The organism is Pacificispira sp. (genome assembly GCF_965228185.1).
GTDB lineage: Bacteria > Pseudomonadota > Alphaproteobacteria > UBA8366 > Aestuariispiraceae > Pacificispira.
In genome coordinates this window covers 624,117-636,820 of sequence record NZ_CBDDHE010000003.1, presented here as the reverse complement: position 1 = coordinate 636,820, position 12,704 = coordinate 624,117, and the positions used below count along the sequence as shown (strand labels likewise).

General features: G+C 64.1%; 13 protein-coding genes. 8 read left to right on the top strand and 5 right to left on the bottom strand.

The genetic code is table 11. The annotated features are described in order from the left end of the window. Nucleotides 1-28: 28 nt before the first annotated feature. From alr to ACO06O_RS06635, 4 genes are all read left to right on the top strand, one after another. Entirely contained in the window at nt 29-1,156 is a 1,128-nt protein-coding gene (gene alr / locus ACO06O_RS06650; RefSeq protein ID WP_421877583.1) for an alanine racemase, read from the top strand. After that, entirely contained in the window at nt 1,153-1,926 is a 774-nt protein-coding gene (locus ACO06O_RS06645; RefSeq protein ID WP_420417182.1) for an MlaE family ABC transporter permease, read from the top strand. Before alr ends, ACO06O_RS06645 begins: the two co-directional genes overlap by 4 nt. Further along, nucleotides 1,923-2,711 carry an ABC transporter ATP-binding protein gene (locus ACO06O_RS06640; RefSeq protein WP_421877581.1) on the top strand — a complete coding sequence of 263 codons (789 nt, stop codon included), beginning with the start codon at nt 1,923-1,925 and terminating at the stop codon, nt 2,709-2,711. The genes ACO06O_RS06645 and ACO06O_RS06640 overlap by 4 nt, the downstream gene beginning before the upstream one ends. 188 nt (nt 2,712-2,899) lie before the next feature. Then, nucleotides 2,900-3,349 (top strand): glyoxalase superfamily protein, encoded by a 450-nt coding sequence (locus ACO06O_RS06635; protein ID WP_421877579.1) that lies wholly within the window; start codon nt 2,900-2,902, stop codon nt 3,347-3,349. A gap of 69 nt (nt 3,350-3,418) precedes the next feature. On the opposite strand, the gene ACO06O_RS06630 is transcribed toward ACO06O_RS06635, so the two are convergent. Further along, on the bottom strand, nt 3,419-4,192 hold the full coding sequence (locus ACO06O_RS06630; RefSeq protein WP_421877577.1) for an Hpt domain-containing protein: 774 nt from the start codon (nt 4,190-4,192) through the stop codon (nt 3,419-3,421). A 216-nt stretch (nt 4,193-4,408) separates the two neighbouring features. On the opposite strand from ACO06O_RS06630, the gene radA reads away from it, so the two are divergent. The 4 genes from radA to ACO06O_RS06610 all read left to right on the top strand — a co-directional run bounded on the left by radA (nt 4,409) and on the right by ACO06O_RS06610 (nt 8,766). After that, entirely contained in the window at nt 4,409-5,830 is a 1,422-nt protein-coding gene (gene radA / locus ACO06O_RS06625) for a DNA repair protein RadA (protein ID WP_421878139.1), read from the top strand. Between the two features lie 83 nt (nt 5,831-5,913). Next, entirely contained in the window at nt 5,914-6,579 is a 666-nt protein-coding gene (locus tag ACO06O_RS06620; RefSeq protein WP_421877575.1) for a CvpA family protein, read from the top strand. Between the two features lie 12 nt (nt 6,580-6,591). Then, complete coding sequence (purF, locus tag ACO06O_RS06615) at nt 6,592-8,082, top strand: amidophosphoribosyltransferase (protein ID WP_421877573.1); 1,491 nt, start codon at nt 6,592-6,594, stop codon at nt 8,080-8,082. A gap of 9 nt (nt 8,083-8,091) precedes the next feature. Beyond that, a complete protein-coding gene (locus ACO06O_RS06610; protein ID WP_421877571.1) occupies nt 8,092-8,766 on the top strand; it encodes an SDR family NAD(P)-dependent oxidoreductase in 675 nt (224 codons plus the stop codon). 9 nt (nt 8,767-8,775) lie between these two features. Here the strand turns inward: ACO06O_RS06610 and ACO06O_RS06605 are convergent, their stop codons facing one another. The 4 genes from ACO06O_RS06605 to ACO06O_RS06590 are packed head-to-tail and all read right to left on the bottom strand — an operon-like array spanning nt 8,776 to nt 12,641. After that, nucleotides 8,776-9,198 carry a hypothetical protein gene (locus tag ACO06O_RS06605; RefSeq protein WP_421877569.1) on the bottom strand — a complete coding sequence of 141 codons (423 nt, stop codon included), beginning with the start codon at nt 9,196-9,198 and terminating at the stop codon, nt 8,776-8,778. Nucleotides 9,199-9,205: 7 nt separating this feature from the next. Continuing rightward, nucleotides 9,206-10,630, bottom strand: a complete 1,425-nt coding sequence (gene der / locus ACO06O_RS06600; RefSeq protein ID WP_420417190.1) for a ribosome biogenesis GTPase Der — start codon at nt 10,628-10,630, stop codon at nt 9,206-9,208. Nucleotides 10,631-10,649: 19 nt separating this feature from the next. Beyond that, a complete protein-coding gene (locus tag ACO06O_RS06595) occupies nt 10,650-11,978 on the bottom strand; it encodes a PQQ-binding-like beta-propeller repeat protein (RefSeq protein WP_420417191.1) in 1,329 nt (442 codons plus the stop codon). A 12-nt stretch (nt 11,979-11,990) separates the two neighbouring features. Then, on the bottom strand, nt 11,991-12,641 hold the full coding sequence (locus ACO06O_RS06590) for a tetratricopeptide repeat protein (protein WP_421877567.1): 651 nt from the start codon (nt 12,639-12,641) through the stop codon (nt 11,991-11,993). Between the last annotated feature and the right edge of the window lie 63 nt (nt 12,642-12,704).

The window sequence follows — 12,704 nt, the reverse complement described above, 5'->3', positions numbered from 1 at the left end:
AGTCCGCAGACCAATTCAGGATCGCCGCATGACGCCCCCAACCGGCTTTACCTACAGTCCGACCACGCTGACCGTCGACCTGGACGCGATCGCCGACAATTGGCGGATTCTGCGCGACCGGACGGCGCATAAGCGCGCGGCCGCCGTGGTCAAGGCCGATGGCTATGGGCTGGGTCTCGCGCCGGTGGCCCGGACGCTGGCGGCGGCGGGCTGCGACACATTCTTTGTCGCCCATCTGGACGCCGGGCTGGAACTGGCGGAGATATTCGCCGACCGGGCCCCCCGTCCCCGGATCTGCGTGATGAACGGCCTGATGCCCGGGCATGAGCCCGTTTATGCCGAACACGATCTGTGGCCCAGCCTGAACGATCTGGGACAGATCGACCTGTGGCGGACCTATTGCCGGCAGGTGGACCGCAAACTGCCCGCCGCCCTGCATTGCGACACGGGCATGAGCCGCACCGGGCTGGATCGGACAGAGGCGGAGACGGTGATCGGCGAGCCGGAACGGCTGACCGGCATCGACTTGCGGTTCCTGATGTCGCACATGGCCTGCGCCGACACCCCGTCTCACAAGATGAACCGGGAACAGCAGCAGCGCTTCGCAGACTTGTCCGCCCGCCTGCCCAAACCGGCGGAAGGCGCGATGCTGGCTGCGTCGAGCGCGACCTTCCTGGGACCGGATTGGCACTTCGACTGGATCCGCCCCGGCGTCTGTCTGTACGGGGTGCGCCCCAATGCGGACGGCCCGAATCCGATGCGGCCGGTGGTCTCGCTGGAGTCGAAAATCCTGCAGGTCCGTCAGATTGACGCTCCAGAGACCGTCGGATACGGTGCCTCGCATCGGGTCGAAGGGCCGACGCGCATCGCCACTCTTGCGGTAGGCTACGCCGACGGATACCTGCGCTCCCTCAGCAACACGGCCAAAGCCTTTGTGGGAGAGGCGGAAGTGCCGGTGGTCGGTAGGGTTTCCATGGATCTCATCACGGTGGATGTATCGGGCCTGCCCCAGATTGGGCCGGGCGACAGCGTCTCTCTGATCGGCCCGCATCAGGATGTCGACGCGGTCGCGGACCAGGCAGGCACGATCGGCTATGAGATCCTGACCTCCCTGGGGGCGCGCTATGCCCGGCGCTATGTCGGGGGCGCCGCGTGAACCCGTTACGGGCGATCGGTGCCGCCAGCCTGCGGTTCCTGGCAGCGACCGGGCGGCTGACCGTCTTCGCGCTGAGTGGCGTCGGCCATTGCGTCCGACCGCCGATCTACCCGCGCCTGATCCTGCGCCAAATGGTCGATATCGGCTATTACTCCCTGCCCGTGGTCGGTCTGACGACGCTCTTCGCGGGCATGGTTCTGGCGCTGCAAAGCTATACCGGTTTCGCCCGCTTTTCGGCCGAAGGCGCGATCCCGTCGGTCGTCGTCCTGTCGATTTGTCGGGAACTCTCGCCGGTTCTGGCCGGGCTGATGATCGCCGGACGCATCGGTGCCGCCATGGCCGCCGAACTGGGCACGATGCGGGTGACGGAGCAGGTCGACGCGTTGGAAACCCTGTCGACCAATCCAATGAAATACCTGATCGCGCCGCGCCTGCTGGCCGGGGTCACCATGCTGCCCTTCCTGGTGCTGATCGGCGACATCATGGGCGTCTTCGGCGGTTTCGTCGTCAGCGTCTATAAGCTGGGCTTCAACGAACAGACCTATCTGATCAACACCTGGAACTTCCTGGAAGCGCAGGATGTGATTTCCGGCCTGGTCAAGGCGTCGGTCTTCGGCTTCCTGGTGGCGCTGATGGGCTGCTATCACGGGTTCCACAGCCGCGGCGGTGCCCAGGGCGTGGGCGCGGCGACGACCAATGCGGTGGTCAGCGCGTCGATCCTGATCCTGATCGCCAACTATCTGATCACCGAGATGTTCTTCGCGACATGACCGACGCCACCGCCCAAACCCCGAAGATCCGACTGACGAATGTGCATAAGCGCTTCGGCACGAAGCATGTCCTTCAGGGCTTCACGTTGGACGTCATGCCCCAGGAATCCGTCGTCATCATCGGCGGGTCCGGGACCGGCAAGTCGGTCATGCTGAAATGCATCCTGGGCCTGCTGACACCGGACGAGGGCGAGATCGAAATCGACGGACAGCCGACGGTCCATCTGTCGAATTCGGACCGCGAGGCGGTCAATGCCAAGATCGGCATGCTGTTCCAGAACGCCGCCCTGTTCGACAGCCTGTCGGTCTGGGAAAACGTCGCCTTCGGCCTGATCCAGGGCAAGCGCATGAAGCGCAAGGCGGCGAAGGAAATCGCCATCGAGAAGCTCGCCCAGGTCGGTCTCGGCGCGGATGTCGGTGCCCTGTCCCCGGCGGAACTGTCCGGCGGCATGCGCAAGCGCGTCGGCCTGGCCCGCGCCATTGCCGGCAATCCGGACATTATCTTCTTCGACGAGCCGACGACGGGCCTGGATCCGATCATGGGCCATGTGATCGACGATCTGATCGTCAAATGCGTGAAGGAAGTCGGCGCAACCGCGATTTCCATCACCCATGACATGCCCAGCGCGCGCCGCATCGCCGACCGCATGGCCATGCTCTACAAGGGCGCCGTGATCTGGAACGGTCCGGTCGCGGAGATCGATCACAGCGGCAATGCCTATGTCGATCAGTTCATCAACGGATCCGCCGACGGTCCGATCCAGATGGAACTGCGAAAGCTTTGAACCGCGGTTGACAATCGAACCGGTTCTCCGCGATAACCCGCGTCGGGTCGAGGCCCCTGCCGCTCGCGGGCAAAAGCCATGGTGAAGCCTCGAAATTCATTCGTTTGACCGCAATCCGACGTTTCGCGGCAAGACGGCAATGCGAGCCCCGTTCGATATCCGCGGAATGCAACGACGGAGGCAAACGAATGCCCGCTCCCCAATTGCCGGCTATCCACGACCTGAAAAGCCAGGCCAAACGCCTGCGCACGGTCCTGAACGAATGGCACCAACCGGCTTCACACAGCGCGGCCCTTGAACTTATGGCGGCCCAATACGGGTATCGCGACTGGAACAGCCTGCACGCGGCCGCTGGAAAGTCCGAACCGCCCGCCTGCCCCTATCAGGTCGGCGACCGGGTGACAGGCCGGTATCTCGGACAATCGTTCCGGGCCACAATTCTGACCGTCCAGACCCGGTCGGACCCGACGCTGTTCCGCGTGACCTTCGACCTCGAAGAACCCGTGGATGTCGTCCGGTTCGACAGTTTCTCGGCCTATCGCAAGCGAATATCGCTGACCTTGCGAAAGGACGGGACGACGATGGAGAAGACGTCAGACGGACAACCCCATATGGTTCTGGATTTGATCAAGGTGTAGTCAGGTTCGCGGGCGGCGGCGTCATCGGTGGCGTCGCCGCCGCGCTTACGCCGATGACGCGGACAGAGGTCAACCGACCTCGATCCGCGCCAGGAACTCCGCCATGTCGCCGTCGAAATGCTGTTTGCCGAGACGCACGATGGAAATGCCCTCCGGCAGATCGCGTAAGGCGGCGTGATCCAACGAAAAACTGGTCAGGACGCCGACTGGCACATCGGCCGTCGCCGACATGGCGCGAAAGGCCCGCGCCAGATCCGCCCCGGACAACTCGTCCAAGGTCATGGCGAACAGCATGGCATCCGGTCGCGCCCGGACAGTCATGGTGAAACAGTCGATCATCGTCGAGGCCCGAACGACACGGAACCCGCAATTCTGCAACACATCGCGGACGATCTTCGCGGTCAGCTTGGACGGAACGCCGATCAGCACCTCGACATCGACCGCAGTAACGGTGATATCCGGCGGAGGACGCCTGGCCGGCAGGGACCGCAACAGCTCCGCGGCGGCGTCTTCGGTCGGCTCGCTGCCCGCTCGGGCGATCTCGCGAATCCGGTCGGTGAATTTGCCCACTGACCGGGCGATATCTGCCGTCAGTTCGGTTTCCTCGTCGAGATAATCCTCAAGACGATGCGCGATGGCACTGGACAGTTTGAACCCGAAGGACGCCGAGAGACCTTTAATCGAATGAACCTGCCGCCGCACCACGTGCAGCGCGGCTTTCGGATCGCCGCCGCCCCGCACCGCGCCGTCGACAGCGGCTTCCAACTGATCCAACGCGTCATCGGTCGCGTCGAGAAACTCCGTCTGAAGCTGCTGAAGCAGCTCGTCGTCCAACATCGCCATATCCTGTTCCCACACCCGTAACTTTCTTATGGTCCGACCGTACATCGAAAGCCTTTCCGGAGTCTTAAGGTTAATTTTTCCGGAAACGCCCCCTTTTCCCGCCGTCATTCCTTCCCCTCCGAACCCGAATCGCACAACCGTCGTTGCAAGCATGGGGACTGTGGGATAAGTCCGCACCATGAACCCGACATGTCTCTGAGGATTGCCCGGTCGAACATGGCCCGCACCAAGTCGTCTTTCGTCTGCCAGTCCTGCGGCGCGGTCTATCCCCGCTGGACCGGCAAGTGCGAGGCCTGCGACGCCTGGAACTCGATCGTCGAGGAGACGGTAGAGGCCGCGCCGATCGGCGGCGGCAAGCGATCCGGTGGCGGCGGATCGGGCAAGGCCCTGGATTTCGTTAGCCTGAAAGGCACATCGGAGGAGCGGCCGCGCCTGACCTCCGGTATCGCGGAACTGGATCGTGTTCTGGGCGGCGGGCTGGTCGACGGCTCTGCCACCTTGATCGGTGGTGATCCCGGTATCGGCAAATCGACCCTGTTGCTTCAGGCCGCCGCCGCCCTTTCGGCACAGGCCCGTGTCGCCTATATCTCCGGCGAGGAAGCGATCGACCAGATACGCATGCGCGCCTCGCGTCTCGCCGTCTCGGATGCCGGTGTCGACCTGGCGTCGGCCACATCGGTGCGCGACATATTGGCATCGCTGGATCGGCCGGACGGCCCGCGGATCGCGATCATCGATTCCATCCAGACCATGTATGTCGATCTGATCGATTCCGCGCCAGGTACGGTCGGTCAGGTCCGCGCCTCGGCCCAGGAACTGATCCGGGTCGCCAAGCGGCGCGGCATCGCCTTGCTGCTGGTCGGTCATGTCACCAAGGAAGGCGCCATCGCCGGTCCGCGCGTCCTGGAACACATGGTCGACACGGTCCTGTATTTCGAAGGCGAGCGCGGCCATCCCTTCCGCATTCTGCGTGGGGTGAAGAACCGTTTCGGCCCGACGGACGAAATCGGCGTCTTCGACATGACCGAGCGCGGACTGGAAGAGGTGAAGAATCCGTCCGCCCTGTTTCTGGCCGACCGTCAGGACGGCGTCGCCGGCGCGGCCGTCTTCGCCGGGATCGAGGGATCCCGCCCGATGCTGGTCGAAATTCAGGCGCTGGTCGCGCCCTCCGCCTATGGGACGCCGCGCCGGGCCGTGGTCGGGTGGGACAGCAACCGGCTGGCAATGTTGCTGGCTGTACTGGAAGCGCGCGGGGGGCTGGATTTATCCGGTCGCGATGTGTATCTGAACGTCGCGGGCGGCCTGCGCATCGGGGAGCCTGCGGCGGATTTAGCGGTGGCTGCGGCAATCGTATCGTCCCTGACCGGGGTACCGGTGACCGGATCGACGGTTCTGTTCGGCGAAGTCGGCCTGTCCGGCGAGGTTCGGGCTGTCGGCCGGCCGGACGCGCGGCTGAAGGAAGCGGCCAAACTGGGCTTTCATCACGCGATCGCCCCGAAAGGGCGCGGCGCGAAGGACGCCCGGAACGGATCGGAAATGACCGTGACGGCGGTCGCGGATGTCGGCGCGCTTATCCGCAGATTGGAAGCCGCCGCGGATGGCCCGATCCGCATACTCGACGCGGACGCCCGGCGTTAATGGGTGCCCCGGCGCAGGTTGATAGGACGAAACCCGGTTCCCGGACCGCGATGCCAAGGGCGTCGGCCCGGCGGAGGCCCTGAATGGAAGATCTTCCCTTTACGGTGACGGATATTGTCGTCCTGGGCGGTATCGCCCTGTTCGGCTTGCTGGCCGCCTTCTGGGGATTTGTCGGCTTGGTCACCGGGATCGGCGCCTGGGTTGGCGCGCTGGCGGTGACCATCCTGGGCTATCCGCATGCCCAGGCCTTCGCCCGCGAACAGATCGAACAGGAATTGTTCGCCGATATCGCGGCGGGCGCAGGCCTGTTTGCCGGGTCCCTGGTTCTGTTGATGATCGTCAGCTCCGTCCTGTCCCATGTCGCCAAGGAAAGCCCCCTCGGCTCCGTAAACCGGGCGCTGGGTTTCGTGGCGGGACTTGGCGTAGGCTATCTGGTCTGCTGCGCGGTGCTGGTCGGTTCGGTCCTGATCTTCGACGAGGGTTCGATCCCCGACAGTGTCCGGGACAGCCGCAGCTATACCCTGGTCCGCGCCGGCGGCGTGCAGATTCTGGAAGCCCTTCCGCCGGATGTTGGCGGCTATATCCTGCAGAAGCTGGAAAAGGGCCGTCAGACGGTCAATACGATCGAAGGGCTAAAGGACGTGATGCAGCCGCCCGTCGAAAGTGGTACATCAGGCGGCGACGCCGGATATTCCCCTGAGACCAACCAGGGCATTCAGCAAGTGATCGACAGCTCGGATAACCAATAGGAACCGATGACGATGGCGACAAACTTCGGCACCAACCCGTTCGACGACGACAAGCTGCACGAGGAATGCGCGATCTTCGGCATCTACGGAACGGAAGACGCCTCTAAGCACACCGCGCTGGGGCTGCACGCCCTGCAGCACCGCGGACAGGAGGCGACCGGGATCGTCTGCTACGACGGCAAGGAATTCAACGCGCACCGCGAGCTGGGTCACGTCGGGGATGTCTTCGACAAGGACCGCGGGATCGTCGAGAAGCTGCACGGTTTCGCCGCCATCGGGCATAACCGCTATTCCACGACCGGCGACCCGATGGTCCGGAATATCCAGCCCCTCTTCGCGGATTTCGAATTCGGCGGCCTGGCCGTCGCCCATAACGGAAACCTGACCAACGCGCTGAATTTGCGCAAGGAACTGGTCCAGAACGGCGCGATCTTCCAGTCGACGACGGACACCGAAACGCTGATCCATCTGATGGCCCATGTTCAAGGATCGCTGACCGAGCGCCTGGTCGCCGCCCTGCGCCGGGTCGAAGGCGCTTATTCCCTGGTTTGCCTCAGCCGCAAGAAGCTGATCGGCGTGCGCGACCCGATGGGTGTCCGCCCGCTGGTCCTGGGCAAACTGCACGAGCCGTCCAAGGGCACGACAGCCTATATGCTGGCATCCGAAACCTGCGCCTTCGACATTATCGGCGCGGAGAAGATCCGCGACGTGCAGCCGGGCGAGTTGATTGTGATCGACGAGAAGGGTGTGCACAGCCAGTTCCCCTTCCCCAAGATGTCGGAACGCTTCTGCGTCTTCGAATACATCTACTTCTCCCGCCCGGACAGCATCGTCGAAGGCCACTCTGTCTATGAAGCCCGCAAGGCGATCGGCCGTGAGCTGGCGCGGGAAAACCCGGTCGAGGCCGATGTCGTGGTCCCGATCCCCGACAGCGGCGTGCCCAGCGCCATCGGCTACGCCGAAGAAAGCGGCATCCCCTTCCAATACGGCATCATCCGCAACCACTATATCGGCCGGACCTTCATCGAGCCGACCGACGAAATCCGGCATCTTGGTGTGAAGCTGAAGCACAATGCCAACCGGGCGGTGGTCGAAGGCAAGAAGGTCGTGCTGGTCGACGATTCCATCGTGCGCGGTACCACATCGCGCAAGATCGTCGAGATGATGCGCGCCGCCGGGGCGACCGAGGTGCATATGTGCATCGCCAGCCCGCCGACGACCCATAGCTGCTATTACGGCGTCGACACGCCGGAACGGTCGCAATTGATGGCCGCCCGCATGACCCGTGAGGAAATGCGCGAGGCGATCGGCTGCGACACGCTGACCTTCATTTCCATGGACGGGCTGTATCGCGCCATGGGCCTGCCGGGCCGCGACAATGCGAAGCCGGCCTATTGTGACGCCTGCTTCTCCGGCGATTATCCGATCAACCTGACGGATTTCGACGAGCGCGGCGACAGCCCCGCCCAGCTCTCCCTCCTGCGTGAACAGAAAGCCGGTTAAGGTTTCCCCATGTCCAAACGTCTTGAAGGCCGTCTCGCCCTGGTGACGGGCGCGAGCCGCGGCCTTGGCGCCGCCGTTGCCAAACGCTTTGCCGCCGAGGGCGCCCATGTGATCCTGATCGCCCGCACCCAAGGCGGGTTGGAAGAGGTCGACGATGCGATCCGCGCCGCGGGCGGCCAGGCGACCCTGGCCCCGCTGGACCTCTATGAAGCGGACAAGATCGACATGGTCGCGGCCTCGATCCATCAGCGTTTCGGCAAGCTGGACATTCTGGTCGGCGCCGCCGCGCAATTGGGCGTCCTGTCGCCCGCCCATCATATCGACGGGAAGACCTGGGACCGCACGCTGTTCCTGAACCTGACCGTCAATCAGCGCTTGATCCGCGCCTTCGACCCGCTGCTGCGCCTGTCCGATGCAGGCCGGGCGATCTTCCCGACCTGCGAAGCCGGATCGGTCCCCAAGGCTTTCTGGAGCGCCTATGCCGCCTCCAAGGCCGGCTTGGAAGCGCTGGTTAAGTGCTATGCCATGGAACTCGCCAAATCCCCGGTCGAGGCCCACCTGATCGACCCCGGCCCGATGGCCACCAAGCTGCGCCAGGAAGCCTATCCCGGCGAACCGCCCGACACCCAGATCGACCCGGAAGACGCGAGGATCACCGATCTCTTCGTGGAAGCGGCGGTTTAGATAAGTCGCTTACCGCGCCTTTTTCATTTCCCATTCGCCACGGCAGACCTTGTTCTGCCAGATGCCCTTGGCGGTCTCTTCACCGAAGGTGCCGGTGAATACGACATCGTCCTTGGCGTATTGGCCGGTCAGAGTGGCATAGCGGATGCTACCGTCCTGGTCGACGACACCTTCGAACTCGCCCTCGGTCGTATCGAACCGCGCCACGCCTTCCATCTGGCCGCCCTCGACCCGGACGCGCAGGCCGCCGCGCCGCAGGCGGCATTCCTGCTGGCGCAGGCCCAGGGTCATCAGACCGATCCAGGCACCGTCATACTTGGTGGAGGTCGGGGTGAACAGCTTCGCCCCCTGTACCGTGTCGCAGGCCGACAGCGCCAGCAGGCCGACCAGGCCCAATACCGCCAATCCGTAGTGCCGCCCGTCGTTCCGCATCACTGCCTCATCGTCGTTTGGTGGGTTGGAATGGGTTCTTACCCTGCCGGATATGCAACCGCAACGGCACGCCGTCCAGGCCGAAATCCGACCGCAGCCCGTTGCTGAGATAGCGGATATAGGCCTCCGGCAGGTTTTCCGCCTGGGACGCGAAGATTGCGAAGGTCGGCGGGCGCGTCTTGGCCTGGGTCATGTAGCGGATCTTGATCCGTCGGCCCTTGGACAGGGGCGGCGGATGGGTCGCGACCATGCCTTCCAGCCATTGGTTCAGCTTCGCCGTCGAAATCCGCTTGTTCCACAGGGCGTGAATGCGGAACGCCTCGGACAGCAGCTTATCCAGATTGCGCCCTTCCTTTGCGGACAAGGTCACCACCGGCACACCGCGCAACTGCGTCAGAGAGGTCTGCAACCGGTCGCGCAGCTTCTGAAGGGCCGCCTCGCGATCCTTCACGGCGTCCCACTTGTTCGCGGCGACGATCAGCGCCCTGCCCTCGTCGATGACCTGCCGGGCGATGGTCAGGTCCTGCTTTTCCAGCATGTCGTCGGCGTCCAGCAGCAGGACGACGACTTCGGCGAAATCGATGGCGCGCCGGGTATCGGCGGCGGAGAGTTTCTCCACCTTTTCCGTCACCCGGGCGCGGCGGCGCAGGCCGGCCGTGTCGACCAGGCGGACATTCTTGCCCTTCCAGGTCCAGTCGACGGCGATGGAATCCCGCGTGATCCCGGCCTCGGGCCCGGTCAGCAGGCGATCTTCGCCCAGATAGCGGTTGATCAGCGTCGATTTTCCGACATTCGGCCGCCCAACAATGGCGAGTTGCAGCGGCCGCTCGGGCGTGCCGGCTTCCGGCGGCGCATCGTTCTCGGCCTCCGGGTCGTCGCTCAACGTGACATCGAGTTCGGGGCGGAACAGTTCCGCCTCGGCGACCGGCTCGGCCTCGCCCAGGCCGATATGGTCATGAAGCGCATCGTAAAGGTCGCCCAGGCCCTCGCCATGTTCGGCGGAAACCGGGATCGGATCACCAAAGCCCAGAGAATAGGCTTCCATCAGGCCCGGCTGACCGGCCCGGCCTTCGCATTTATTGGCCAGCAACAGCACCGGCGTACGGCCCTTGCGCAACAGCGCGGCGAAACGCTCGTCCAGCGGCGTCACCCCGGCGCGGGCGTCGATCAGCAACAGCGCGACATCGGCCTCGGCAATCGCCTGCTCCGTCTGGCGGCGCATGCGGGCCTCCAGGCTGTCGTCATAGGCGTCTTCGAACCCGGCGGTATCCAGGATACGGAAACGCATATCTGCGATCCGCCCCTCGCCTTCCCGACGGTCGCGGGTCACGCCCGGGGTGTCGTCAACAATGGCGAGGCGCTTGCCAACCAGACGGTTGAACAGCGTCGATTTGCCGACATTCGGTCGGCCAACAATGGCAACAACAGCCATGATTCCAGCTTTCTACGCGTTACCGAAGGGCGATCAGAACGCCGTCATCGGTCTGAACATAAACGGTGCCGTTCGCGACGATCGGCGGCACATAGATCGGGTCACCCAGATCGATCCGCCCCAGCGGCTTGCCGTCATAGGGGGAAATGGACCACAACTCACCCATCGAATTCCCGATCAGAAGGCGGTCGGACACCAAAACGGGGCCGGACCAGGTGATCGGATCTTCAAGGTCTTCCGGGTCCTCGAAATTCGGCAACGGCGTCGCCCAGCGAACACGCCCGCCGCGCCGCGTCATACACAGGACGGTCTGGTCGGACGTGATGACATAAAGGAACTCGCCGGCGATCCACGGGGTTTGGGTGCCGCCGATCCGGCGGTCCCAGGCACGCGACCCGGATGCCAGATCCAGCGCAACCATGCGCCCGCCATGGCTGATGGCATAGACCACGCCGCGGTCGACGATCGGGCGGCCGCGGATATCGGCCAGGGAGGCCAGGGCATCGATGCGGCGCACGGATACCAGGCTGTCGGACCAATTCGCCCGGCCGGTAGACAGGCGCAGCGAATAGATCTCGCCCGACGAATAGGGCACGACAGCGGTGCGTTCGGACACGGCGGCACTCGCCCCGCCCAGTAGGCCGGCCGTTTCAGCGAATCCGGCATGGAACCAGATTTCCTCGCCCGTATCGGCATTGAAGGCCGTGACACGGTTGTCGATGGAAATGGCCAGCACCTTGCCCTCGCCGATCGACGGCGCGGCACGGATCGGGCCCGGCGCCTTCTGATCCCAGATCAACTGTCCCGTTTCGGCGTTCAGGGCAAACACGCGTGCATAGCCGGTCGTCACGAAGATCATGCGGTCGGCATAGGCGATGCCGCCGCCGAAGGCCTCGTCGTCCTCATCGGGGATTTCCGGTTCGAAGCTCCAGACCCTCTTGCCGGAAACAGCGTCGAACGCGCGGATCTCAAAATCCGAATCCATCGTATAGACACGATTTTCGGCGACGATCGGACCGGACAGGAGGCGACGGTCGCCATCCGATCCGCTGCCGATCGAGACCCGCCAGGCCTCGCGTAAAAGCTCGTTGGCCTCCAGATGATGCATCGCGTGATCGGGATAGCCACCGCCCTGCGGCCAAGCGTCATTGGCATAGGGCGCAGGCAGTTTCACCCGAAGATCCGCAAGGCGCGGATCCGGCTCCGCGTCAGAATCCACCACCATGACTGCGATACGGGTACCCGGCAGCGGCGGTGCGTCGCTTTCGCCGAACCAGTCGCAGCCGCCGAGGAACAGGCCGGCGGCAATCATCGATGCAATCGGGCGCAAATACTTCATGCGATGCATTAGACTTCCACCTTAAGACCCGATGGCCTGCAGAATTTCGACGGCCTGCGTTCTGGCGCTGTTAGGCGCTCCGTCGTCATCCGAAACCTGGGTCAGATAGGCTTTGGCCTTTTCCATATCGCCGGCTCCCATCGCCAGAGACGCGGCAACCATGCGCGCCGAATAGCGCCACGGCTCGCCGTCGAGCGTCAGGGGTTCGATCTCGGTCAGCAAAGCCGCCGTGTCTTCCCCAGCGACGGAACGGTGCAGGATCGCCTTCAATTCAGCCAGGCCGCGATACAGCGGGTCGACGCCGTCATCCGCCGCTACGGCTGCATAGACCTCGGCCGCCTCGGCATGACGGTCCTGGTCCGCCAGAATGCCCGCCCGCTGGAAACTGGCGATCATGGCGATGCCTTCGCCGTCCGCTTCCTGCGACAGGGATTGCAGGGCCGCCAGGGCCGGATCGGTCTCGCCGGCATCGGCTTGGGTCAGCGCATGGCCGTAACGATCCGCCAATTCGCGCAGTTCGGCGGTACGCTGCTGTTCGAACCAGGTGTAACCACCGGCGGCCGCGACCACGACCACACAGGCACCAATCACGAACTTGCCGTACCGGCCCCACCACTCCTGCGCCTTGTCCTTGCGCAGTTCTTCATCGATCTCATTGAAAATATCGGCCACGGGTTTCCGCTCTCCGCTGCAAAGTAACGCGTCTTGACCGCCCTATTTAGGCGAGACGACCGG

Excerpts from the sequence above, each read along its gene's own strand:
- alr (WP_421877583.1), top strand. The coding sequence starts at position 29 with ATGACGCCCCCAACCGGCTTTACCTACAGTCCGACCACGCTGACCGTC.
- ACO06O_RS06640 (WP_421877581.1), top strand. The coding sequence starts at position 1,923 with ATGACCGACGCCACCGCCCAAACCCCGAAGATCCGACTGACGAATGTG.
- ACO06O_RS06635 (WP_421877579.1), top strand. The coding sequence starts at position 2,900 with ATGCCCGCTCCCCAATTGCCGGCTATCCACGACCTGAAAAGCCAGGCC.
- ACO06O_RS06630 (WP_421877577.1), bottom strand. The coding sequence starts at position 4,192 with ATGGCGATGTTGGACGACGAGCTGCTTCAGCAGCTTCAGACGGAGTTT.
- radA (WP_421878139.1), top strand. The coding sequence starts at position 4,409 with ATGGCCCGCACCAAGTCGTCTTTCGTCTGCCAGTCCTGCGGCGCGGTC.
- ACO06O_RS06620 (WP_421877575.1), top strand. The coding sequence starts at position 5,914 with ATGGAAGATCTTCCCTTTACGGTGACGGATATTGTCGTCCTGGGCGGT.
- purF (WP_421877573.1), top strand. The coding sequence starts at position 6,592 with ATGGCGACAAACTTCGGCACCAACCCGTTCGACGACGACAAGCTGCAC.
- ACO06O_RS06610 (WP_421877571.1), top strand. The coding sequence starts at position 8,092 with ATGTCCAAACGTCTTGAAGGCCGTCTCGCCCTGGTGACGGGCGCGAGC.
- ACO06O_RS06605 (WP_421877569.1), bottom strand. The coding sequence starts at position 9,198 with ATGCGGAACGACGGGCGGCACTACGGATTGGCGGTATTGGGCCTGGTC.
- der (WP_420417190.1), bottom strand. The coding sequence starts at position 10,630 with ATGGCTGTTGTTGCCATTGTTGGCCGACCGAATGTCGGCAAATCGACG.
- ACO06O_RS06595 (WP_420417191.1), bottom strand. The coding sequence starts at position 11,978 with ATGCATCGCATGAAGTATTTGCGCCCGATTGCATCGATGATTGCCGCC.